This window comes from Anaerocolumna sp. AGMB13025, assembly GCF_029689925.1.
Taxonomy (GTDB): Bacteria; Bacillota; Clostridia; order Lachnospirales; family Lachnospiraceae; genus Anaerocolumna.
Genome location: NZ_CP121445.1, coordinates 1580635 through 1605604, shown reverse-complemented (window position 1 = coordinate 1605604; position 24970 = coordinate 1580635). Strand labels below are relative to the sequence as shown.

Sequence of the window (24970 nt, the reverse complement as noted above, 5' to 3'; positions counted from 1 at the left end):
TCGTCCTTTCATTGATGATAAATATCCGCATAAGTACTTTCACTTGGCTAACCAAGTTAATCTTATCATGCAAAAATAAGATGTTTGTTTGTAAAAACGTCACTAAAAACATAATTACTGAGACCGTTTCAAATTTAGTGTTTTGGAATTTTAAGCCTATATTATTTCATAAAATCCATGAAATGCAGCTGAGGTGACTTTACTGTATTTCATGGATTTAGTAAGATAATCAAAGCTCCTAAATCCAAAAACACAGAATTTGAAGTAGTCTCTTGAATATCCGGTTTTATAATTTCTTCTAAGGTTTTCTTATTTTTCATCTAAGAAAAAACTTAACTGAAATCATATCTAATTTCCTTACCATTCGTACAAGCCAGTATATCTTTCTCCGTTTCTCTGAAATACTTTTCCAAACTTTTCTGACTGGTGATGTTAACTGCTTGGATTTCCTCCTTCATAGAAAGATTATTTTCTGATTTGTATTTTCGTACTTCCATAATGCTTTTCTTTAATTCTTCTCCAAAAACCAGCAGCATAGAATTTAAGTCTTCTTCCTTATTCCATGCCAGTTTATGAATCGAAACCTGTCCTTCCCTATCTCTGTAAATTTCCTGATAAATATAATCGGTAATATGAGGTGTATAAATCGCATATAATTCCAGGATACCTAAAAAAGCGTGATAAATGGCATATTGACCCGAGTACCGGTTTATTGCCCCGTGTTTTTCCGGCTGATACAGCCTTTCTTTTACGATTTCAATATAATAGTCGCAGAAATCCTTCCAGAATAAATCATCAACTTCATGTCTTGCCTGACCGATTTCATAATCTTCTAAAAGTTTCCGGACTCTTATCGTAGTTTCCTTAACCCGTTCCAGTATCCATTGATCTACCGGCATTAATTTAGTAATCCTATCTTGTTTTCCACCATGTTCTGCACTTTCAATATTATTACAGTGCTTTTCTATTTTAACGCTATCCATTGCATTACTGTTATCTTCTATATTGGTACTATCCTTATTGCAATTAGGTTCTGCTGTTACATTTTCAATGTTATAACCATCTATGCTGTTTCTATCCATATCCTCCAGATGGGATAATACAAACCTAGAAGCATTCCACAGCTTTGTGATAAACCGTTTTGGAATCTTTAATTCCTCTTCACTAAAGAAAGTATCCGTGCCAAGTTTTGAATTTGCCGCCCAGTATCTGAGTGCATCGGCTGAATGAACTTCAATAAGGGAAACCGGGGAACTGGAACCATTATTCTTTGATTTGCTCATTTTTTCACCCTTTTTAGCCAGTACAAATCCGCTGATCATAATGTCTTTCCAGGGAATCTTACCGGTGTGGTACAAACTTTTAACGATGGTGTAAAATGCCCAGGTACGGATAATTTCATGAGCCTGGGCTCTCATTCCCATGGGTAAAACGATATCCCTCCGGTCATCCACTTCACCGAATTTTGCATTAATAAGTGGTGTAACGGAGGAAGTAGCCCAGGTATCAAATACCGCTGTTTCCGGAATAAACTCAGAACAGCCGCACTCACAGCTTTGTTCTGTACTGCATTCTTGCGGATTAACCGGCAGTTCCTCTTCTTTCGCAAATATAGGTTTGCCGCACTCCTTACAATACCAAACGGGGAACGGCACCCCAAAATATCGTTGTCTTGATATGCACCAGTCCCATTTCAAGTTTTCAACCCATAGCTGGTATCTGGTTTTCATAGCCGCCGGATACCAGTTAATTTCCTCAGCGGCTTTTAAAAATCTTTCTTTATCCGTTAATACATCAATATACCATTGACCGGAAGGTATGATCTCAATTTCCTTCCCGCAGCGTTCATGAACTGCAACAGAATGGTTAATTTCTTCCTGCTTTAATAAAAGTCCTTTTTCCTTTAAGAGTTCAAGGATTTTCGCTCTTCCCTCCAAAACCTTCATTCCGCCGATAAAGGGGACATCTTCACTGATTCTGCCCTCCGGCAGTATTATTTTTTTATAGGGGAGCTTGTGTTTTTCATACCATAATGCATCTGCCGTATCTCCAAAGGTTGCGCACATAACGGCTCCCGTGCCTTTCTCCATACTTACTTCTTCATCGGTCAGTATCGGTATGTCAAAATCATATAGGGGTACTTTCGCTGTCTTACCAACAAATTGATGATACCGTTTATCTTCGGGATGGACAAAAAGGCATACACAGCCATACAATAATTCCGGTCTTGTGGTAGCTATGGTAAGGGACTGGGAATCTGTGTTAAATTCCAGATAATTAAACGTAGTATCCAGGTCTTTTGTCTCAAGTTCTGCCTGCGCTATGGAGGTCTGGCAATTTGTACACCATAACACCGGAGATTCTTTGCGGTAAGCTTTCCCCATACGTACCAGTTCTAAAAAGGAACGCTGGGATATTCTCTGAGTCTCTTTGGAGACGGTCCGGTATTTTTGATTCCAGTCTACGCTAAATCCAAGGGATTCCCACATCCGTTTGAATTCCTCCTCGTATTTTTCCGAAACTGCCATGCATTTCTCTCTGAATTCACTTAGGGGCAGCTCTTTGGCACGGATTTTTTCCTCCTTTTCAACCAATCGCTCGGTGGGCAGTCCGTTGTCATCAAAACCAAAGGGATAAAATACGTCATAGCCCTCCATCCGTTTGAATCTTGCTATTATTTCTGCCTGTGTATAGGAAAATACGTGTCCGATATGAAGGCTTCCGCTTACGGTGGGCGGTGGTGTATCTATGGAAAATACTTTTTTATCCTTCCCATTCTGAAATCGGTAAATTTCTTCCTTCTTCCATAATTCCTGCATTTCCTTTTCTGCATTTTTAAATTCATACTTTCTATCCATCGGGATACCTCCTTTTTTACAAATACAAGCAGATTGCTAATTGACAGGACAAAAAGGTAAAAAAAACGCCCTGAGCTAATAAGCTCAGGGCGAACATTATGTCCGTGGTACCACCTTAAATTCAGTATAAACTGCTCTTAATCCGTACGGGAAGTTACTTCCGATACAGCTTTCCATGATAACGGCGGAAAATTCCGTTGGAGACTACTGGGATAATGATTCCTTATCCGTTGGATCCAAAGCTCAAAGGCTACTTCCCTGCTCCCATTACGAAGATTTTCACCAACCATCTTCTCTCTGTGCATCTGGATAAGCAAGTACTCCTCCTCGTCAACGCTTTTGCCTGTAATTGTTAACTTTATTATAGCATTACTAATTCTGTTGTCAATATAATTTTGGGGTTAACTCATGGATAGGTAAGTTGGAAGAAACGTTTTAGGGCGTCCGGCAGTAACCTGGAATTCTCTGAGTTGCTTAAAATATCAGTTTCTATTTGAACCGGTATAAGCACCAATGCCGCCAAGTACATTAATAACATCATAGCCCTGCTTGGTTAAATACATACAGGTCTGTCTGCTCCTGTTGCCGGATTGGCACATAATGTAATATGTTTTGTCTCTCTTCATATGGGTTTCAGGGTTTGCTATTAATTTATCCATAGGAATATTTTTTGTACTGCGTAAACTACCGGTTTTATATTCATATGGTTCTCTGATGTCGATTATATCTGCTTTTTCGATTAATTCATCCAGTTTATTAACTGGTATTGTTTTCCCTGGTGTATTTTTTAGTAATCCTAACATGATATATCCTCCTCGTATAATATCTTTTAGATACATAAATGTACCTTGATAACTTAATAAATTTTGTTCAATAGGCTTAGTTAAGCCCATGATATAATTGTCCTAGTGTCAATCAGGTAATAGTTCTTTGTCCCCCTGTTGAACCAGTAATGGTTACTTCATAAATAAGTCTGTTCCCCTGACATGGAAGTTAGCTTCAAACCAGCTGGCTGTTTGCTTAAGTTCATGGACGACCATCTAGCAGTGTGGTTTCGCATCTGTCCATCTTAAGCTGGATTCTTATATGCGAGGGTGTCGATGCTCCATGATCATGGGTTTTACCAAGCCGATTGAACACTTAAATCTTACTACGAAAGAAGGTGATTTTATGAACCCACTTTACGTCGGAATTGATGTAAGTAGCAAATCCAATGTCGTTTATCTTATGTTGCCTGATGGCAATAAACACAGTAACTTCTCAGTTGCTAACTCACAGGATGGTTCTACTCAGTTGGTAAAAAGAATTCTTTCTGTTATGAATTCTCAGTCCCTTGATACCGTTCTCATAGGCCTTGAATCAACATCGGTCTACGGAGAGAATCTTATGTATTTCTTAAGGGAAGATGCATTTCTTGCATCCTTTGACAGAAAGATCCATGTCCTCAATCCTAAGCAGGTTAAAAAGTTTAAAGATGCTTATAATGACCTGCCAAAGAATGATTATGTGGACTCTTTTGTCATTGCTGACTGTCTGCGTTTTGGAAGAATCAACAAAGAGGTATACATAGGAGATTATCACTACAAGGCTCTCCAAAACCTCACACGAGCACGTTATTTTACCGTCTGCAACCTCACCAAAGAAAAGCAACGATTTATAAATGTACTGTTCAAGAAGTATTCAACCATGATACAGGAGAAGGTATTTTCAGATACCTTCAGCACTACCGCCCTTGCTGTCTACGATGAATTTGAATCCGTAGAAGCATTGGCATATATGGACTTACAAGAACTAACCGCTTTTATCATGGAGAAAGGAAAGAACCGCTTTCCAGATCCCGATGCGGTAGCCAAAGCCATTCAGAAAGCAGCTCGGAGTTCCTATCGTTTACCTAAGACGGTAAATGACTCTGTAAACCAGGTGCTCTCAATATCCATAAGCTCCATAAGGGCATTGGAAGCTCAAATCAAAGAGTTCGATAAAGCAATCTCTGCTCAGATGGAACTCTTGCCAAATATATTGATATCTATACCTGGAATAGGTCTTGTTTATTCTGCCGGTATCATGGCAGAGATTGGAGATATCAACCGTTTTGATAATCAGGCACAGCTTGCAAAGTATGCAGGTCTTGCCTGGACTCAGCACCAGTCTGGTGATTTTGAAGCCCAAAACACAAGGCTCATCAGATCTGGAAACCGATTTCTAAAGTATTATCTGTGTGAAGCTGCATTCTCTCTTGTAAGATGCGACAAGGAGTACAAAGCTTTCTATCACCAAAAGTACAAAGAGGTGAACAGATATCAACACAAACGTGCACTCGCATTAACTGCTCGTAAATTTGTGCGGTTAGTCTTTACGCTGCTTAAAGACAATCGCCTATATCGTCCAGCAGAATAGAAACATCTATCTGCTGATAAGCTGCCCTGCTCTTTTTTCAAAAACTTGGTCGACAGGGCTTAGGTGGTCGTTTTTTGTTTTTTAAGATATAGTATAAAGATATATGATTTTTATTTCATTTCTCACTTGACATCACACCGCTGGACTTATGTATTTTCCAATTATTATGTCATTACTATACAATTTTTATTAATACTTTTCTGTAACCAGGTTACGAAGTTGCAAATGAATCGTGTAGCTTTCCAGCGCGTTTATAAATTTATATAATAAGTGTGTCTTCTGCATGACAGGGCTTTATATAACGGTTTTATATACAGATTTTATACAGGGTTTATATAGGTTTACACAGATTTTTACAGATTAATAAAGATTTTTATACCAATTTTTATACTGATTTTATTTATACTAATTTTATACTGATTTTTATACTGATTATAACACCCAGGAAAATCCATAAGAAATCCCAAAACTTAAATAACCGCCCCAAAAAACTTGGAGCGGTTAAAAAATAATATATTATTCTTATTAAGCTTCTGCCTGCTCAAGCTGACTTTCTTTTATTTTTCTTGCTCCTGAAAACGCAATTGTAATACCAAGAAAAACAAGCAGAATAACAATTAAGATGCCTGCATTATGCCATGCTATGGAAGAATCACCGACACCGCTTATTGCTTCTTTAAATAATCCTACAGAATATGTCATAGGCATAAACGGATATAAGTCATTAAATAATTTTGGCACAGTCTCCATAGGGAACGTACCACCGCAGGAGGTCAACTGCAAAATCAACATAAGTAATGACAGGAACTTACCGACATCTTTAAAGAAGATAAGAAAGAACTGGATAATTGAAATAAATACCAGGGAAACCAGGATACAGGAACCAAAGAACATTCCTAGATGATTTACCTTTAATCCAAGTCCAAATAATAGTACCATTACTAGTATTAAGGCTTGTAAAAATCCAATACCCAGATAAATAAAGGTTCTAGCCAGTTTATTATCAGAATTTCTTGATAGTATTTTAAACTTCTCATCAGCATCCAGATAAATTCCAAAGAAGATCATAAGACCACCAACCCATAAGGACAGGGACATAAAATATGGTGCGAAAGCAGTACCGTAATTTGGTACCGGGGCATATGGAGCTTTTACCATCTCCACCGGTGCTTTTGCATATTCACTAAGACCATCCAATGCTTTAATCTGATTGTTCGCCTCGGTAAGAGACTCATCAACACCATCTTTTGCTGTCTGAAGACCGTCTTTTATCTGTTTAGCTCCGTCATCCAAATCAGAAACGCCGTTTACCAGGGTATCTGTGCCATCTTTTAAGGCAGTGGCTCCGCTATCTAAACTGACGGCTCCGTCTAATAAAGCTCCGGCTCCGGTACTTAACTGATCGGTGCCGCTTTGCAGTGACTTGATACCGGTATCAAGACTTCCGGCTCCGGCACTTAATTTAGCAGATGCACTGTTTAACTGCTGCGCTCCTGTATTTAACTTACCAATACTCTCACTTAAGGTCTTAGAACCGGCAGAAAGAGCACCGGAACCTGCTTTTGCTGTTTCCAGTCCGCTTTTTATCTGACTGATGGCAGTTTTTAATTGACCGATATTATTTGTACCCTCAGATAAAGTTTTAGCGCCTGCAGAAATTTGGGCAGAAGCTGTTTTTAAGCTTTCAGAAGCAGCCTTTAACTGGGCAAGCTGGGTGACATTTTCAGTACTTGTTAACTTGGCAACCATAGCAGATATGGTTTTATCTCCTGTTGCCTTAGCATAGGCTGCCAGGGCATTAGTCGTATCTGTTACATTACCAATCAGGGTATCCACACCACCTGCGTAAGTAACCAGCCCCGTATTTAACTGAGACGCGCCGGCTGCCAGGTTCTTTGCTCCGGTAGATAATTCCGTTATGTTTGCAGTGGAGGTATCTAATGCTTTAGCTCCTGAGAGGAGGGATGCAATGCCCTTATCCAGATCAGCCATATTGGTACTTAATGACCTGCTGCCCGTAGAAACCTTACCTGCTCCGTCTGTAAATTCCTGCATTTTACTTTTAAAGCTCTTAGTTCCCTTCTTTAGCTCCGTACTCCCAGAGGATAATTTATCTGCTCCTTCTGCTAAAGAGGCAATACCGTCTTGTAAGCTTTTGGCTCCCTCCTTTACCTGTCCGGTGCCATCTGCTAATTTAGTGCTGCCGGATTGCAAGTCTTTTGCTCCGTCTTTTAGATCTCCGGTACCGTCTGCCAAATCAGAAGAACCGTCATACAACTTATTTAATCCATCTGATAAAGTGGTAAGCTGATCCGGAACACTGGTTAACTGACCGGATAACTCAGTTACAATTTCTTCGTTAATATTGGCTCTGACAGATTTTTCAATACTTGCAACTGCATTATTTAAAATCTGGGAAGCCAGATAATTACGTTTTTCATTTGAGGAAAACGTGATTTCAGCTGTTTGTTTTTCGGTGGTGCCTGCCGATGCAACAGATTCGGAAAAGTTGCTTGGTATGGTAATGGTAGCATAATACTTCTTTCCTTCGGTCCCATCCTTTGCAGTTTTGGCATCGGTAAAGATGAATTTAAGAGAAGCGTCATCCTTAAGTTCGTCACACATTTCTTTTCCCAAATTACGTTCTTCATCATTAATTACCGCACCCTTATCTTCATTTACTACAGCTACCGGCAGAGTATCCAGACTGGAATAGGGATCCCAGAATGCCCCCAGATAAAAGTAACTGTAAAGTAAAGGGATAATAATTACTCCAATAATAACAATAATCGGAGCTATTTTTTTACGTCTTGTTTTCTCTTTCATGTCATCATCTCCTTTTTTCACGGGAGAGTATAACATAAAGAATTTCATTTGTATTTATACATTTAAGACGGTTTGTCGTAAAGTTATACAAATGCGTGATATTGTCGTATAACGAAAGAGTTCGCTTATTTGTGGTTTTAAAGCAATGCTATATATTTCCAAGGGCTTTTCCCTGGGATTTTCCTGTCTTGAATCCTTTAATATCAGGGTTTTTTTAACAGTTTAGATACTTCAATTTTGATTTTTCAATTTAGATTTGATTTTTTTTAGTTCAGATTTTTTCAGTATATATTTTCACATTTTATAATTTTTCAGCTCAGATTTTTTCAGTTCAGATTTTTTCAGTCCAGTTTTATCAGTCCAGTTTTTCAGTTCAGTTTTTTCAGTCCAATAATCAATCAGTTTAGATGGTTTAGTTCAGGCTTTCTCAATCTGTTTAGATCTTTTCAGTTCAAGTTTTTCAATTAGTTCAAATCTTTTCAGCTCAAATTTTCAGCTCAGGTTTTCTATCAACTCAAATCTTTTCAGATCAAATTTTCAGCTCAGGTTTTTCAATCAGCTCAAATCTTTTCAGATCAAATTTTCAGCTCAGGTTTTTCTATCAGCTCAAATTTTTTAGAAAATACCTTTTTACAGCAAAGGATTTGCTGTCCTCCACCAAGGTGGTTATCTGCCTTATCATAACCTCAGTGGATTTTCTCATTCCGCCTTTTGCCCAGGCTACGATTAGTCCTACAACTCCAAATGAATAAAACTCGGCTATAAATTTTTTATCCTCCTCTTTCATAAGGTTATCTTTCGCCAAGTTGTCTATGATGTCACAAAAAAGCTCCACTGCTATATTGATTAAATACTCCGAGAATTCATTTTGAAAGGACTGGTTAATCGCATTTTGATAGAATACTTTGTTATCTTCCATCACTTTTAACATCCGGAAAAGGTTATCCTGCCAGTTATCCAGGCTTAACCCATCGGTTAATACCGTGATTACTTCATTGTAAAAAATCCAGTTGAGCAATTCAAATTTATCTTGAAAATGATAGTAAAAAGTCTGTCGGTTCAGCCCGCAGCTTTTTGTTATGTCCGATATGGTTATCTTGTCAAAACCTTTTTGATTCATCAAAGATTTAAGCCCTGAGGCAATTGCCTGTTTCGTAATTAAAGAGTCTGACATAAATTCACCTGCCAAGTAATATTTTTCTGTCTTAGTATATTACGGATATGTGGGAAAATAGAAGCGGTGCCAGGGTAAACCTATTCTAATTCCTGATGTAATTCTTTATTAATTATTTCCGAGGTTACGATCATAAGCATGATAAATAGTATTAAAAAGACCGGAAGTATACCAATACCTGTTATTTCCGACATAAATCCGAAAATGGGTGGCATAAAAGTACTTCCAATATAGGCAAAAGCCATCTGTATCCCCATCACTGCCTGAGATAGTTCCTTTCCGAATCTTCTTGGTGTTTCGTGGAGCATGCTTGGGAATATAGGTGCACACCCAAGACCTATCAGAATAAATCCAGCCAGTTTGCAGTAATCTGAAAAGGGCAGAAATAAGAAGAAACCACCCAGAATACAGATGACCTGCCCCAGCCGGATTAAAGTCTTATTATTTGTTTTCATTGCAAGAAAACCGGATAAGAATCTGCCTGCTGTGATACCAAAATAAAAGAATGAAACCCACTTTGCAGCAGTACCTGCAGAGAGACCCACATGGGCTACCAGATAAGTTCCTCCCCATAAGCCGGTGGTGGACTCAACTGCACAATAACAAAAGAAAGATAGCAAGGCTGGTTTCGCCCCTTTCATCTTTAACAAATGAAAAACTGTAGCATTCTTAGTCTTTTCTTCCGCGGATGCTTTCTCTTTTTCAAAGGTTCTCCAGATTGGCAGAGACAGAAATAATACGATTACCAAGCAGATCTGAATAATAGAAATGGTTAAATAACCTCTATTCCAGTTTCCCGGACCGGTTAAGAATATTGACATAATAAAAGGTCCAGCCGTAGCACCGATTCCCCAAAAGCAATGGAGCCAGTTCATGTGATTTGCCTTATAATGCAGAGCTACAAAGTTGTTTAGGGCAGAATCTACCGAACCTGCACCAAGCCCCATGGGTACTGCAAAGATACACAGCCAGATAAAACTCGGAATGGAATAAAATCCAAACAATGCAAAGGCTGTCATGAAAACGCTGACTGCAGTTATTTTCCCGGTACCAAACCGTCTAATCAGCCTTTCGCTGAATAGGCTTGAGATTATAGTACCTCCGGATACAATCATAGTTAAAATACCAGCAAAGGATACCGGTACTCCTAAGGCGCCATGCATGACCGGCCAGGCTGAGCCAAGCAGGGAATCAGGTAACCCGAGGCTGATAAAAGCTACATAAATAATAACTAACAATAATGTCGCCATAAATTTTTTCTCCCTATCATAAATGAATATTTTTAATCTGCCATAGGACTTTGGATAATCACTTATCGGCATAATTCTATATCATCAAAAACCAATATCAATATAAGACAATCTCTATATAAACAATCTCTGCATAAACAATCTCTGCATAAGACAACCTCTGCATAAGACAATCTCTGCATAGATGATTTCTGCATAGATGATTTCTGCATAAAATGATTTCTACATAGGACAATTTTTACATATACAATCTCTGCATTAAACAATTTTTACAAAAGATAATTTCTACATAAGATAATTTCTTCTTTAGACTATCCTCTACATAGGTTTTTCTACATAAGGCTATTGGTACTTTAGGATATTTTTTTATTTAACTATTTCTTCATTATTCAGCTTTGAGGGATGACATGATGTCACCCCCCCTATTAATAATCTAGTGGGTACCAGCGGTAATGTAATCTTTTGAAGCAGGTTTATTAGCATAATATAAGACATAATCACCATCTATAAAGTTGAACTCATTCCCCTGATAATCAACCTTTTTATATTGATATCCTTCCCGTTTCCACATATTACAATATCCGGATTTTGCATTATCTGCATTAATATAACTTAAATGCGTTACTCCGTTTTGCAACGTTTCTATCTGGAAATTAACTATGACATATCCTTCTTTTAACCAAAATGGTTCTTTATAATTTATACTACCATTATTCTTCACATATTCTAAGATGTCAACCCCTTTTGGTGCAACGTGAATCTCACTTGGAAGATAATATTCTCCATACCAGTCCTGTACACTCTCAGCAATCTGCTGTTCCGATACTCCGGTTGGTACATTGGCAACATACCCAACAAAGGTACGTAGACTTCCTGGTAACATAATGTTCGTAAATGTATAAATGTCTTTCATTTGAGCTTTCCAGTCTTTTAGGGAAATCTCCTGATAGTTAGCCGTCTGTTTTAAAGCTCCCTCCGGAATTGTCAGATACGAATCTCCGGTTCGTAATGCTTTTCTGTTTGTTAAATCAAGGTCACTGCCCATTTTTACCATTTGTTTTCTTTGTCCATTTATGGTTTCAGAATAATAAAGATCCACTTCCTTCCGGTTCTTGCCGGTGCTGTCTACATAATAGAAGGTTGGCTTAATCCGGATATAATCTTTTTCTCCGTTCATAGTTCCTACCGTCTTTAGGGAAAACCTGGTCACATAGCCGGTCTTTATTGCTCCGATATTGTTGTAATCTGGATGGCTGCCGTTCACAAGTGCCAGAGTGTATTTACCATCCTGCCCATTGCTGTTTCCGTTCTGATCCTTTGTTCCGACCGTGTACTTAAACCCGGATAATTTTAAAGAACCAAGTGACCGAAAGACCTTTTCCCAGATTGGATAATCGGAAATGTCATATAAATTCAGTCCATAAATCCGTCCGGAGACTTCTACCATAACGGTATCTGTAGCAACATAGTTGCTTAAATCCAGGTTCGCCATGGTCTCTGTCTGGGATCTGCCGTTATTGGCATCTGAATTGATGGCTATACTCTGGAAATTTACCATATATTTTCCTTCTTGCACCCAGGTAGGAAGGTAGAACTGGGTTTCTTCTCTTGATACATTAATCCAATTCCCTGCTGGAATGAACATACCATTTGTTGAGTTTCCGCTGTATACATCAAATGGGAATTTCACCTGCCGGTTTGCAATATACTTAGCATAATCTTTATAACCATACCCTAAGATATCTCTGTGGTTTCCTTCTGTTGGGATTTTCACCATAAAAGACCGGTCAAGTACCATGGATGCAAGGCCTTTATCCGGATTTATCATCTGGTTGTCCTGGATATTAGTCTGCACCTGTGCATCACAGACGGTAGGAGTATGTACCACAACACTGTTGATATCCTCAATATCATATTCGGTATCCGTATCCTGATTAAACTCTACAATTGGCTTATAGATTACCGTTCCCTCTGTTTCATATTCTGCATTTGCAGTCACCGCAGGTATAACAAGTCCGGATTGGTATAATACATTTTGTCCGATCTGTGTACTTTCAGGAATTACGTCTGGTTCTGCTGTTTCATCTTCTTTTTGTTCATCGGACATTATGGTTACACCTTTGAAGATCAATTTGTCATTCTTACATTTAATTTTTCCAACTTTCTCTTCTGCATTGGATTGGAAACTTTCCTCTGGAATACCAGGCTGTGATGAACCTCCATTTATGGTTTGGACACCTGGTATTGTAACATTTACTAACTGTCCCGGAGCAACTGGCTCCGTGATATGGTCTTCTTCTTTGTCCTTATGTGTATAACTTACTGTGGGAGATGAATATCCGGAGGGCGTCAGTGTGACACTTCCTCCAGGAAGGCATTCATTAGCTATGACCGCTTTATCGATTCCATATACAGCCAGGGAGTCAATGCTCCAGTAAGAATATGGTCTTTGTACGTAATACGTTTTCGTAACCGGTACGGCTTGGGAATGTGGTATCGTTATTGTTGTTGTGTTTCCAAGCACATCTGTATCTGTGATGGTTTCAACCCATTCCAGCCGATAGTTTTTTGTTACATTCACCTGGTACATTTTTTTACCGGCAGATTTTACAAATCTATATGCAGATAAATACTCATTTGTAAAAGCATTTGCATATAGGGCTTCCGTCCCTGGGATACCCTCTAATACATCATACGCTTCATTTCCACGGCTGTCCGCCTGTAAAACGGCAGTGGGGTCATATTCTTCGAAATCACGTTGTTTTTCATCTGCTACCTCTGTTTCTCCTGGTTCCACAAATTTCCGATACAGGGCAACAATCTTTAGTCCTTGCCAGGGAACCTTATAGGTCTCATTTTGCAATTTAGCAACATCACTATGATATGCCGATTCCGATACATAAGGATTGGTTTCTATTTTTTTATTACCTAGTTTTTTCTTTGAGTCACTTAAGTTTATGTAATATACCCGGTAAAGGTAATAGGTTTCACCACTTTCGCTTATCGAGGTCTGTATCTTAGAATTATTGGTGCTAAAATCTGTGTTCTTTTTTTGTGGGGTATAATCAGTATAATTGTATTTCACATTTCCGGTAGAATGATATAACCAACGTTCAATGGTAATTGGATATTTCTTTGTCGTATTATATTCAACTGGGATATTAAAATGGTCTTGAAAATCTGAAGCACCACCTGCCCATGTCACTGGAAGTAAAGCATCAGCAATCCCGTGTTCACCTTTCCAGTCATAATAATCGGTTTTTTCTTCTTTATCACCACGTAGCACATGAAAAATACCGTTCAGATAAATGGTATCACCATCTTTTATACTCCCCAAACTGGTTTTGTCTAAAGCCGCATTTATAGCCTCTTCATTGACCCAAAAGGTTACTTCTACCTTTCCATCTCCAATATCTACTTCTCTTTTATCATCATCATCTAGCTTTATTGTCGCATAATCTTTTGTCTTGGTATTTCCGTCTGTATCCTGTCTGGGATACCCTCTTGTATTCTGCTTACATATTGTAAAACCAACCGTTTTCCATCTGATTGTAGTTGATGCTTTTTTATCTATGGTTGTAAACTTTAATTCGCCATCAGTTATCTTAACATTCGGTTTCTCATCCGCCTGCACATATTTTCCTGGCATCAAAATTGAAAACATTATTATTACTGTAACTAATCTTCTAAGACTTTTTCTTTTGACCATTAACTCTCCTTATTTATTTTCTCCCTTATAAAAATAATCATTAAAAGAATCATCCGATACAGCAAAATCACTTCCGTCACTGCTACCATTTCTTGTTCCAACCTCTATATCATATATCCCGGTAAACCACTTATCTTTCTTTAGGTTATACATCTGCATAATGCGTCCAAAAAACAAATCTTCTTGCGCCATCTTATCTCCAGCAAAAGAAATCTTAAATTTAACATACACTCGAACTCTATAACTAGCATCAAGATATAAAGTTGATGGTTCAACTGAAATAACAGAGCTTTTAATCACTATTTTATTTTTCTTTACTATCTGGATATATTCTTTGATATCATCTGTTGTATCCTTGTTAAGTTCAGATTTACCAAAAACATAATAGGTACTTCTTAAATTATTTAACCAGGTAGTATCAACAGTTCGGTAATCTACATTTAACCTAGTCTTTAAATTTAATTCCACTTTTTTCATCCAATCATCTACGTAAACACATTTTCCATTTGAATCTGTTTCTAACCACCCCACCATAGAAGAGCCTACTTTAACGGGACTTGCATAGTCCTTTCCTTCAACTGGATCAAATGAATACTTTGCACGCTGGTACATAAATTTCATCTCATAAAAAGAATTTGGATACGTCTCCAGAATATACTCATACTTACTCGCATTTTTAGGTAAGTTGGTTGTCCTGATTAACTGACCATCCGGACTTAATTTTGCCCTTTTCTTAGTATCCTTTAACATGCTCACAATGCTTTTTGCTCCGCCGGTGGTCATGTATTCACTTCCCCTAAATTCTCTGCTTTTTATGTAATAACCGTTACTGTACCCTTTTATAAAGCCTTTTGCATAGATTTTAGCTACGGCTTCTCTCTTATCAGCATTTATCTTTTTAATATCTGAAATACGGCTGCTTAAGATTAAAGATAGTAAATCTGCATCTACTTTATCTCCATGGAGATATTCGTCTGCCCGGTTCAGTATCACGGCTGCGTCTGTCCTGGTTGTATATTTACTGTAATCCGAGAAATCTCCTACTTTTACAATTCCGGCTTTTAAAGCCGCATTTAAGTAAGTGGTCTCCACCTGCAGGCCCGTTGCCTGTACGGTTAATTTAATAAAGTTATAGAGCTTTATCTTACTGCTTGTTGCAGCTTCGGCACCAATTTGGGCAGGTGATAGTATTGTTGTTACTAAGACTACCATTGCCAGTAACAGGCTTAATCCTTTGTTTTTCAAGTTTTTCATCATAATGTAATAATCTCCCTTAATTTTATACTTTAAAGACCCCTAAAACTTATTTTTAGTAAATACGATTTTGACTATAAAATCCAAAGTACAACTTTTTTACCTTGACCATAAAATCGTCTCTAATACCATTGTATTCTCTAATGCTTTGTCTTCCATAAAGTTTTTATGTTCTCCAAAACTTCTGTCTTCTGCAAAGCTTCTGTCTTCTACATGCTTCTGTCTTCCACTACTTCTGTCTTCTACATGCTTCAAGCTTCTACATGCTTCTGTCTTCCACATGCTTCTGTCTTCTACATGCTTCTGTCTTCCACATGCTTCTGTCTTCCACATGCTTCTGTCTTCTACATGCTTCTATCTTCCACATGCCTCTGTCTTCTAAACTACAAGCTTTCATCTTCCAACCAACCATAAATGATAGGATTATTAACGACCATATATAAACTCCCCTTTCATATAAATTTTTCTCATGATAATCGTTACTCTGATATTGCATCAATATACCATGCAACTGATACGAATTTTAACGAAATCTTATCAGGTATAAACTGAAACTTTGAAGTTCGTATCAGTTGTATGATATATTTTTCATTTATACTTACGAATTACTACATCAAACCTGATTAATCTCGCCCAGTTTGTCATTCAATTTTTGATAAATCCCTCTCATCCATATTTCACTGCACATGTCTATGGTTTTATCAAGTTCCACCCATTTTACACCGCTGTTCTCATCTGCTTTTATCCTTATATTTTCCGTATCATCTGCTTCCAGTAAATACGTAACATTAAAGTGTAGGTGGGAAGAGACATAGTTTCCTCTTTTTATATGTCCGTTGACGCATAGCACTTCCAGGGAAAAGATATCCTTTAGCACTGGTTTAATCCTTTGAATCCCTGTTTCTTCCCTGGCTTCGCGAAGTGCCACGGATAAGAGATCAGCTTCCCCATCGGCATGTCCGCCTGTCCAGGCCCAGCTATCATATATGTTATGGTAAATCATTAGAATCTTTTTCCTGTCCTGATTCACAATCCAGGAAGAAGCAGTCATATGACATATTTCATTGTCCCTTACCAGTATATTGTCAAATAGCTTCATATACTTAAGAATCAATCTCTGATCCACTGACTCCTGTTCATTATAAGGTCTATACTGCTTTATCTGTTCGCACAATTGATTCATTAAATTCCTCCCAAAAACGTTTGCTTTTATGTGTTTTTATGTGTTTTTATTGTTTATAAAGTTATTCTGTAACAAATGCTGATACATATACTCATTTATATAATAATGTAAATTTCTCCAATTATCAATTTCATTTAATCACAGTTTTCTTATATATTTCATAACACTATGAAAATTCTAACTCTTTACTATTTTGATGGTTTTCCCATACATGCATCACTGCATGGTGTTATTCTTTAAGAGTCACCATCCAAACATGTACTTTGCATTGGGTGCCACAGGGGTATAAAGATAATATCGGTAATTATGTATTTTCCATAAGTTGGCTGCTGTTCCAGCTTGGCAAGATAGGTAATGCGTATTAATTTCATACTCATCTTTATCTGATATCTGTAGGGTAATAACCTGCTCATCATGTATGCAATAATATACTTCCCCAGTTTCTTTAAGTTGTATTTTACAGGAAAAACCTGATTGCAGTTTTATTAACATTGCTTCTTTTAGTTCCTCTACAAGTTCCTTAACTGTGACTTCCCCTATCTTTAATATTTACCAACAAGCCACATTTTTGCAGTCTCCGGATCCGAGAAAAATCTGACCTGATCTGCCAGGTCCAGTTTTATATATGCCATTGCTTTCCTTATTTTCTGCTTTGTAAAAAAGCCACAGCCGACAAAACATACTTTAAATATTTTATTCTGAATTCGTAAAATATGAGCTGCTAATTTTTCTATTACTTCGTTATCAATAGTTGTTTCATACAAATCAATCCAGATTCTACGGTTGTTTTCTCCAGGAGCATTTAATATAAAGGCTTCCTCTTCTTCCATTATCTTAAACAACCTGTTTTTATCCTTAAAAAAACTGCCATACTTTAGCGGATGCAGCTCCCCTCCCATATAATAGTATGGGCACAGGCTGCCGCTGGGTGATTTTTTAAGCATCTGGTTCCTCCTTCTCTAATAAAGCAAACGCTTTATAGGCTTTGATTAAAATATCTCTTAATTGCTCCTCACTCATTTCCACTTGATTATTAGATGTTATCGAGGCTATGCCATGAGTAAAAATCCAAACCATCATAAATAGTTCAGACCATTTGTTTTCCTCCATTTCTTCTAATCCGCTCATTCCCACTGCCCCTTTCGTCACCACTGATTCGTCTGCTGATTCAACCAGCTGCCGGATATCGGTAAGGGAATAGTTATTCTCCATATATAAAAACCGGAAAATATGGTTCTCCTCTTTTGCTTTTTTCACATAGGCCAGCCCCATACCCAGGAATTCCTGAGTATCTTTCTTGAGACTGTTTTTTATCTGCTCCGTAAAGTATACACAGGCTTTTTTATAAAGCTCTTTTTTTAAATCTTCCATATTAGCAAAAAGATGATAAATAGGCTGAGTAGAACACTGCAGGGAATCTGCAAGTCTTCTTGTTGTAATGGAGGAATATCCCTCTTTTTTTAACATTATAAAAGCCTGTTCTATAATCTGTTCCTTTGAAATTTTTGATTTTGGTGGCATGGATAATCTCCTGATTGTTAATTGTATTATAAATAACATTGTTATATAACATTGTTATTTTATCACATTTATTAATGCTTGTAAACCAATATTAGGGTTTTATCTTATCTGATATAAATAGGATTTAATACTACGATTAATACTACAGAATTGTTCTAACATTTAGAAAAGTTAATACTTGAGAATGAAAGGACTTTTATATTCTCACTTTCAGTTTCTTTTCAAAATCAAGATATAAATATAATAACTACACATTATTATAACATTTATGAAGAACAGACACAAGATGTAAAATCGAAATCATTCAGGAATGATGTAAACCATATAAATACGCGGCAGACTAGAAACACTGTAATCCATTTAATGCAAGGTACATCATTTGGAAACAATTCTTCTATTCCTTATGGTACCGGTAGGATCTTTCCATAGATGGAATTAACATACTTCACAGCAACGGAAAGTAATTCATTTTCTCTGAGTCCCCATTGTCCTCCTATAGCTGCACCTAGAAATAGAAGGTAATACTCCATGATAGTTACTAAATGCTCTGGTATAGTTCCATATTAAATTGATTCCAGCTATACTTTATGATTGTCTTTAATATATCAGAAAAAGATTCCAAAATTCCAGATTCCTTTGCAGGCAACAAGCAATATTTTATGCGGCCTGCATATATTTTAACAAGGTGAAAATTGTAAAGAAAAGCATCTCCACAAGTATTTAGATTCTTTCACATTTATTCTGTGGCAGTATCGCACATAAACTTGTGATTTACATTGGGGGTTAATTATGCAGTCATGTGAACTCGTTGCTACTATAACAGCAATTGCCTGCGCCATAGCGAATAATTGTTCTGAAGAAGAAATAGCTGTATTATCATCCGCTTTCAACCAGCTTGGAGATACTCTTGGAACAATTGTGGCGCAGGAAAATTTGAATGAACAGAAATGTTCTGTTAAAGATAATGATAATTCTAATAATGATCAGAATTCAAGGAAAAACAATTCCAAAAATAGCCAGAAGAATTGTTGCAATGATACAGATGATTAACACATAATTTTATTCCATTCTTGCCATTAAATCTCTTTTCCTTTATAATTTATAAATACACTCTATAAATATATTATATAAATATACTCTATAAAAAAGGAGAAATCATTAATGCATCCTTGTATGATAGGCATTTTAGCCGGAATGGGACCAAGATCAGCAGCTCCTTTTATTGACTCAGTGGTGGATGAATGTCAGTTGCTCTATGGTGCAGTATACGATGAGGATTTTCCGCAGATGATGATTTATTCACTGCCTACACCATTTTATATCGACCGTCCCATCAACCATGACACAATGAAAAAAACCATCCTAAACGGTCTTAAAAAACTTGAGTCCACCGGCGTAAGTTTTATTGCCATGCCCTGCAATTCTGCACATATATATTTTAATGAATTAGAAGAAGCAGTCACTATCCCTTTGCTTAACATCGTAAAAGAAACCACCAAAAAACTACCAAAAGAGCCGCAAAGAGTAACGCTCTTTGCAACAAGTTCCACCTTTGAATCGGGAATTTATCAAAGAGATATTGAAAATGCCGGTCATGATTTTGTATTTAAAACAGAATGGCAGATAATAATTAATAATCTTATTAAAAGTATAAAGTCAGACAAACAAGCTCAGGATAATCTCCTTCTCTGGAATAACCTTATGGGAGAAATCAGGAAGGAATCCATTAATAGCATTGTAATTGCCTGTACAGATTTAAATGCAGTATTAACGAAAACCAACGAATCGGTTCTATTTATCGATTCCTCCCAGTGTCTGGCAGAAGCGGTCGTAAGAAAATATATAGACCAAATGAAAGTATAATTATATACCGATTGAATTCCGTGCTGCCTTTTGAGCATGAATCAAGGTTGTATCAAATAGTGGTACTTTCGTATCTTTTTGATGAATAAGCAGCCCAATTTCTGTACAGCCAAGGATTACTCCCTGGGCACCCTGGGCTGCAATAGAATCGATCAGATTTAACAGTTTTGTTCTGGATGACTCAGACAGGATGCCAAGGCATAATTCCTTATAAATTGTATTATTCACAAACTCAATTCCCTGTGAATCAGGTATTACCACTTCGATTCCCTTAGCTGTCAGTCTGGATTTATAAAAATCCTGTTCCATGGTATACTTTGTGCCTAATAATGCTGCTTTATTAATCCTATTACTTATTAAAACCTCTGCAGTAGCTTCTGCAATATGTAAAACCGGTATATGAATTTCTTTTTCCATCTGTCCGACTACCTTATGCATGGTGTTGGTACAAATCACAATAAAATCGGCTCCAGCCCTCTCAAGGCTTAAAGCAGCCTGAACCATAATATCTCCGCTTTTTTCCCACTCACCGGCAGTTTGCAGCGCTTCAATTTCATGAAAATCCACACTGTATAAGATACATTTGGCAGAATGAAATCCTCCAAGTTGTTCTTTTATAGTCTTATTGATGATCTGATAATAAGTTACGGTACTTTCCCAACTCATTCCTCCGATTAATCCGATTGTTTTCATGATATCCCCTTTCGCGTATATCATCCAGCTATCATCAGAGCTTAGAGATATAGCTCTCCAATTGATATGTTAAAATTTTATATTTGCCAGATTATAAGATATTAAGGATATTGTATGTATATTTAATTTATCCCCATCCGCTGGTTCCGTTGGATCCCTCCGTTTGTTTTTTTCATACTAACCCCAACGATATCAAATATGGACTCCTTATAGTCAATATAATCATATTCCAACAAGACAGTACTTTGCAATACTTTTTTCCATTTTCTAATCTAAATAATTCGGTTTTAACAGGCAGACCATTTTTTTATTAATTTAGGCATACTCTAATAAATCAACACCTTTTCCTTTTACCTTTTCAAAATCTTTCCCGATGTTTTTCTAGAGATCTTTTATCGTTCCTGCTTTTTTCCATTTCGGTTTCTTACATTCCAGTTTCTTATATTCCGCCTTTATGGAGGCAATTGAAAACGATTGATTTGATTCAATTACTGCCTTAGCGCTTTCTATAAAATAAGTACCACGCACCGCCTGGTTTTTGTTATCACGATAAATAGTAACGGATTTTGTTCCGCTGTTTAACGAGTGATTGCTGGCCTTGGCATATTCCTCTTTGGAGTCCGGAATAGGGATACTATCTTTTCTTCCTTGTTTTAAATCTCCTTTGCTAAATTATGATGAAATATTTGAAGATATCTAACAATACCCATGTTACCATTATGGTATTCACACATCATTCTTCCATCATAATTAAGCAAAGTTAAATAAAAAGTTACAATCACATATAATTTTTTCCGTAATCATTATGCTACAATAGCATACTCTAGCATAATCCCCATACCCCTAGAGAATACTCCCATTTACTCCAATAATATAATCAACTTGACCTCTATCATAAATTTTCATTCTTTAAAGTATCAATTATATTATCCTTTTTCGTCTTCCTCACAGCATAAACCATAGTGGATCCAATGATAAGGAATACGCTTAAAACAGCAAAAAGAATATTCTGCCAGGGCAGGAAAAAGTAGAAATCAAAGTTTCTGCCTAAGGCTTTATAAACCAGATATATCATTGCGCAGCCAATGGGCAAGCCGTACAATAAGGATTTTAAACCATAAAAAATACTCTCATACCGTATCATCTTATCAAACCCGCCAGGGGTAATTCCATAAGATTTTAACATGGCAAATTCCCTTTTTCTCATATGGATTCCGGTGGATATGGTATTAATAATATTAGCAGTACATACGGTAGCGATAAGGATTACAAATCCGTATAAAAATACAGAAAAAATCAAGGATAAGCGTTCCTGTCTCTGCCTTTGCAAAATAACATTATCGGTGTAGCTGGAAAGCCCCGGATAGTTTGTTTTAATTGATTCAATATCCTTTTCCAGTACCGCAGCAGAATCTGTCTGATAAAAAATAACTAAGTTTTTAAAGATCTTGTATCCTTTCTGGGCTAAATTATTAATTATGGACTCCATGCTATGTTCTGAAACCACCATGGTAATAGTATACATGGATTCCTGGTATCCTGCCATGGGCAGAGGAATTTTATCTGTTATAGCTCCCACTTCAATCATAGTCTCACCACTCTTCCCGGCATCATCCATAAGGGTAAAAGGAATAACATCTCCTGTTTTAACCTGCAATTGGGATACTGTGGAAAATTTATGACCTTCTTTTAAGTTAAAAGTATTAATAAGTATTCCCTTAGGACGATCCGACAAAAGTGCTTCATACTCTACCCCTGCTTCTTTGGCATACTGTTTTAAACTATCATCATCCATGGATATGATTTCAAGCTCCAATTGATAGCCGTTTTCAAGTAAATCCAATCTTTTCTTAGCCTCCTCACCGACCTGGCTCTCTAAAAGATTGGTGCTGCCATAAACATAATTTGCCACTACTTTACTTTCAGCAGGATTTAATTTTAATAATTCCTTCTGATACCGGTTTACTTCTTCTTTGTCACCCGAGTAGACGGATACGGTAAGGTCATAGTTAATCGGTACATTTGACATGGTAAAGGACTTATTAATAAATGCAGAAAATCCGGAAGCCGTAAGAAATAAAACAATACTGATAATCATTGAAAATAAAGTAGCATAATACCTATGCTTATTTCTTTTTATATTTTTAAGACCTAAATCCGCTTCAAATCCAAAGATCTTTCTGGTAATTCCTAAGGTCTTAATGTTTTTCCCTTTAATCGTTACATCCTGGGTCTGGCGGATGGCATCAATGGGACTGATTTTAGAGGCACGAATTGCCGGAAACCACGCTGAAATCAGTAAAAGCAGGGCTGAAAATAAAATTGCACCTATGAAGCCGATTGGGACGATTACTAATTTTAATGGTACTGTTACAATGAATACATTCTGAATTATGGGGTTTAACAGCCAGAAGGTTATCCCTAGCCCCAAATATCCGCCTGCCAGTCCCAGGGGTATCGCAATACAGCCAATCAATAAGGCTTCAAAAAGTACGGAATTCCTTTTTTGTTGTTTGGTTGCTCCTACACTGGCAAGCATTCCAAGAGTACGGCTGCGCTCCGATAAGGATATGGCAAATGCATTGTAAATTAAAGAAACCGAACCCAGCAGAATAATAAAACCAACAATAAAGGTAGCGTATTTTAAAGTGGACATAAATTGATCATCCTCAGATATACCTGTATAAAACAGCAGTTCCTTATTATATTCAACCTTCTGGGCTTTACTCTCGGTTTTTATTTTCTCTGAATTCTTATAAAATGCTTTATTTACCGTATGAAAGCCACCATATACTGTATACAGCTCGTCATTTTTTATATCATCCTCAGAAAGTCCCCCAAAGGCTACGTAGCCTGCCCTGGCAAGATTCTCCTTATTGGAGGCATCTACAATACCGGTAATGGTGTATTGTTTCTCGCCGGTTTTCGTAAATACTTCTCCCTCCTCATAGGTATAGGTATTATCAAGTAACGTGTCGGTATTGGCTTTTGAGGTCCTCTCACCCATCTCAAAGGTAACTTTATCACCAATATTATAGCTGACTCCGGATGTGTCAAGCATTTTAGAGGATATTACCAGTTCTGTATTGTTTTCAGGCAGGCGCCCTTCTTTTAAAGTGATCGCGGATAAGTCAAAGGAATTGTACTCGGTAATATAGATGTAAGGACGCTGGCTGTTTTTTGAACCTGGGAGTAGACCAAAACCAACGGTATGGCTTATAAGAGAATCCTTAATGTAAGGTGATGCCGTAATTTCCTCAAGCTTAGAACCAGACACCCCGATAAAGGCACTCTGCCAATTACCGGTAGTAAGGATGACACTACGCCTTAGCATATCCGTAAAGGAACCTCCAATTGCAGAAGTTGCACTAATCATCGCCACGGATATAATAACTCCGATTATGGTTACCAGGGTCCGGTTTTTATTTTTACTTAAGTATCTAAGAGTCAGTTTATTAACGATATTCACCTTCGAATCACCTCATTCCTGGTAATTCTTCCATCTTCAATCGATATAATCCGGTCTGCCTGCAAGGCAATGCTTTCGTCATGGGTAATCACAATGAGCGTTTGGTGAAAATTCGTATGAAAATATTTTAAAAGCTGCAGAATTTCAGCGCTGTTCTTTGTGTCCAGATTACCAGTGGGCTCATCCGCCAGTATAATAGCAGGACTTCCAATCAGTGCCCTGCCAATAGACACCCTTTGCTGTTGTCCCCCGGAGAGTTGGTTGGGCAGATGACTTAGTCTATCACTAAGACCTAATACCTCTATCATGTGATTGAAATTGTCTTTATCTACCTGACGCCCGTCAAGGAGCAGGGGAAGGGTTATATTCTCTGTTACATTTAATACGGGAATCAGATTATAAAACTGATAGATAAGCCCGATCTGCCGTCTTCGAAAGATTGCCAGGGCTGTTTCGTCCATGGCATATACATCGGTATTATCTACAATTACTTTCCCTGAGGTGGGGATATCCACCCCTCCCAGAATATGAAGCAGCGTGGATTTACCCGAACCGGAAGGTCCTATAATGGCAATGAATTCCCCTTTATCTACTGAAAATGATATATTATCCAGTGCTTTCACTGCAGTATCTCCGCTGCCGTAAATTTTAGAAAGATTTTCTACTTTTAATATTTGCATAAATGCCCTCCTGATTAACGATTATTTCACGTATTTGGTATGTGGAACATATTAATCAGTATAATCCTCCGACATGACTCTTTCGTGACCCTA

Annotated in this window: 17 protein-coding genes and 1 other annotated feature; of the genes, 3 read left to right on the top strand and 14 right to left on the bottom strand. The window is 37.4% G+C overall.

What is annotated here, in order from left to right; genetic code table 11:
- Window positions 1–332 precede the first annotated feature (332 nt).
- Window positions 333–2858 (bottom strand): valine--tRNA ligase, encoded by a 2526-nt coding sequence (locus QA584_RS06545; RefSeq protein ID WP_278273708.1) that lies wholly within the window; start codon window positions 2856–2858, stop codon window positions 333–335.
- An 82-nt stretch (window positions 2859–2940) separates the two neighbouring features.
- Window positions 2941–3201 (bottom strand) — a binding site (T-box leader).
- A gap of 139 nt (window positions 3202–3340) precedes the next feature.
- Entirely contained in the window at window positions 3341–3661 is a 321-nt protein-coding gene (locus QA584_RS06540; protein ID WP_278273707.1) for a rhodanese-like domain-containing protein, read from the bottom strand.
- Between the two features lie 367 nt (window positions 3662–4028).
- Here QA584_RS06540 and QA584_RS06535 point away from each other — a divergent pair, with 367 nt between their 5' ends.
- The gene (locus QA584_RS06535; protein WP_278275119.1) at window positions 4029–5255 is read left to right on the top strand and encodes an IS110 family transposase; all 1227 of its coding nucleotides are present in this window, start codon (window positions 4029–4031) and stop codon (window positions 5253–5255) included.
- Between the two features lie 525 nt (window positions 5256–5780).
- Here QA584_RS06535 and QA584_RS06530 read toward each other — a convergent pair.
- From QA584_RS06530 to QA584_RS06490, 9 genes are all read right to left on the bottom strand, one after another.
- Window positions 5781–8081, bottom strand: a complete 2301-nt coding sequence (locus QA584_RS06530; protein ID WP_278273706.1) for a YhgE/Pip domain-containing protein — start codon at window positions 8079–8081, stop codon at window positions 5781–5783.
- Between the two features lie 601 nt (window positions 8082–8682).
- The gene (gene dhaS, locus QA584_RS06525) at window positions 8683–9255 is read right to left on the bottom strand and encodes a dihydroxyacetone kinase transcriptional activator DhaS (RefSeq protein ID WP_278273705.1); all 573 of its coding nucleotides are present in this window, start codon (window positions 9253–9255) and stop codon (window positions 8683–8685) included.
- 80 nt (window positions 9256–9335) lie between these two features.
- Entirely contained in the window at window positions 9336–10505 is a 1170-nt protein-coding gene (locus QA584_RS06520) for an MFS transporter (protein WP_278273704.1), read from the bottom strand.
- A gap of 433 nt (window positions 10506–10938) precedes the next feature.
- On the bottom strand, window positions 10939–14214 hold the full coding sequence (locus QA584_RS06515; protein WP_278273703.1) for a DUF5704 domain-containing protein: 3276 nt from the start codon (window positions 14212–14214) through the stop codon (window positions 10939–10941).
- Between the two features lie 9 nt (window positions 14215–14223).
- Window positions 14224–15471 (bottom strand): S-layer homology domain-containing protein, encoded by a 1248-nt coding sequence (locus QA584_RS06510; protein WP_278273702.1) that lies wholly within the window; start codon window positions 15469–15471, stop codon window positions 14224–14226.
- 96 nt (window positions 15472–15567) lie between these two features.
- Window positions 15568–15801 carry a hypothetical protein gene (locus tag QA584_RS06505; RefSeq protein ID WP_278273701.1) on the bottom strand — a complete coding sequence of 78 codons (234 nt, stop codon included), beginning with the start codon at window positions 15799–15801 and terminating at the stop codon, window positions 15568–15570.
- 280 nt (window positions 15802–16081) lie between these two features.
- The gene (locus tag QA584_RS06500) at window positions 16082–16651 is read right to left on the bottom strand and encodes an NUDIX hydrolase (protein WP_278273700.1); all 570 of its coding nucleotides are present in this window, start codon (window positions 16649–16651) and stop codon (window positions 16082–16084) included.
- A 542-nt stretch (window positions 16652–17193) separates the two neighbouring features.
- The gene (locus QA584_RS06495) at window positions 17194–17595 is read right to left on the bottom strand and encodes a hypothetical protein (RefSeq protein ID WP_278273699.1); all 402 of its coding nucleotides are present in this window, start codon (window positions 17593–17595) and stop codon (window positions 17194–17196) included.
- Window positions 17588–18172, bottom strand: a complete 585-nt coding sequence (locus QA584_RS06490; protein WP_278273698.1) for a TetR/AcrR family transcriptional regulator — start codon at window positions 18170–18172, stop codon at window positions 17588–17590. The genes QA584_RS06495 and QA584_RS06490 overlap by 8 nt, the downstream gene beginning before the upstream one ends.
- Window positions 18173–18961: 789 nt before the next feature.
- Between QA584_RS06490 and QA584_RS06485 the strand changes: the two genes are divergently transcribed.
- Both QA584_RS06485 and QA584_RS06480 read left to right on the top strand, forming a co-directional pair.
- The gene (locus tag QA584_RS06485; protein ID WP_278273697.1) at window positions 18962–19222 is read left to right on the top strand and encodes a DUF6774 domain-containing protein; all 261 of its coding nucleotides are present in this window, start codon (window positions 18962–18964) and stop codon (window positions 19220–19222) included.
- Window positions 19223–19333: 111 nt separating this feature from the next.
- Window positions 19334–20035 (top strand): aspartate/glutamate racemase family protein, encoded by a 702-nt coding sequence (locus tag QA584_RS06480; RefSeq protein ID WP_278273696.1) that lies wholly within the window; start codon window positions 19334–19336, stop codon window positions 20033–20035.
- Here QA584_RS06480 and QA584_RS06475 read toward each other — a convergent pair whose 3' ends face one another.
- The 3 genes from QA584_RS06475 to QA584_RS06465 form a co-directional block, all read right to left on the bottom strand.
- Window positions 20036–20728, bottom strand: coding sequence for an aspartate/glutamate racemase family protein (locus QA584_RS06475; protein WP_278273695.1), 693 nt, complete (start codon window positions 20726–20728; stop codon window positions 20036–20038).
- 892 nt (window positions 20729–21620) lie between these two features.
- Window positions 21621–24197, bottom strand: coding sequence for an ABC transporter permease (locus tag QA584_RS06470; RefSeq protein ID WP_278273694.1), 2577 nt, complete (start codon window positions 24195–24197; stop codon window positions 21621–21623).
- A complete protein-coding gene (locus tag QA584_RS06465; protein ID WP_278273693.1) occupies window positions 24194–24877 on the bottom strand; it encodes an ABC transporter ATP-binding protein in 684 nt (227 codons plus the stop codon). Before QA584_RS06465 ends, QA584_RS06470 begins: the two co-directional genes overlap by 4 nt.
- Window positions 24878–24970: the final 93 nt, after the last annotated feature.

Bases quoted from the DNA above. Each gene is read 5' to 3' on its own strand.
- QA584_RS06545 (WP_278273708.1), bottom strand. From the start codon at position 2,858: ATGGATAGAAAGTATGAATTTAAAAATGCAGAAAAGGAAATGCAGGAA.
- QA584_RS06540 (WP_278273707.1), bottom strand. From the start codon at position 3,661: ATGTTAGGATTACTAAAAAATACACCAGGGAAAACAATACCAGTTAAT.
- QA584_RS06535 (WP_278275119.1), top strand. From the start codon at position 4,029: ATGAACCCACTTTACGTCGGAATTGATGTAAGTAGCAAATCCAATGTC.
- QA584_RS06530 (WP_278273706.1), bottom strand. From the start codon at position 8,081: ATGAAAGAGAAAACAAGACGTAAAAAAATAGCTCCGATTATTGTTATT.
- dhaS (WP_278273705.1), bottom strand. From the start codon at position 9,255: ATGTCAGACTCTTTAATTACGAAACAGGCAATTGCCTCAGGGCTTAAA.
- QA584_RS06520 (WP_278273704.1), bottom strand. From the start codon at position 10,505: ATGGCGACATTATTGTTAGTTATTATTTATGTAGCTTTTATCAGCCTC.
- QA584_RS06515 (WP_278273703.1), bottom strand. From the start codon at position 14,214: ATGGTCAAAAGAAAAAGTCTTAGAAGATTAGTTACAGTAATAATAATG.
- QA584_RS06510 (WP_278273702.1), bottom strand. From the start codon at position 15,471: ATGATGAAAAACTTGAAAAACAAAGGATTAAGCCTGTTACTGGCAATG.
- QA584_RS06505 (WP_278273701.1), bottom strand. From the start codon at position 15,801: ATGTGGAAGACAGAAGCATGTGGAAGACAGAAGCATGTAGAAGACAGA.
- QA584_RS06500 (WP_278273700.1), bottom strand. From the start codon at position 16,651: ATGAATCAATTGTGCGAACAGATAAAGCAGTATAGACCTTATAATGAA.
- QA584_RS06495 (WP_278273699.1), bottom strand. From the start codon at position 17,595: ATGCTTAAAAAATCACCCAGCGGCAGCCTGTGCCCATACTATTATATG.
- QA584_RS06490 (WP_278273698.1), bottom strand. From the start codon at position 18,172: ATGCCACCAAAATCAAAAATTTCAAAGGAACAGATTATAGAACAGGCT.
- QA584_RS06485 (WP_278273697.1), top strand. From the start codon at position 18,962: ATGCAGTCATGTGAACTCGTTGCTACTATAACAGCAATTGCCTGCGCC.
- QA584_RS06480 (WP_278273696.1), top strand. From the start codon at position 19,334: ATGCATCCTTGTATGATAGGCATTTTAGCCGGAATGGGACCAAGATCA.
- QA584_RS06475 (WP_278273695.1), bottom strand. From the start codon at position 20,728: ATGAAAACAATCGGATTAATCGGAGGAATGAGTTGGGAAAGTACCGTA.
- QA584_RS06465 (WP_278273693.1), bottom strand. From the start codon at position 24,877: ATGCAAATATTAAAAGTAGAAAATCTTTCTAAAATTTACGGCAGCGGA.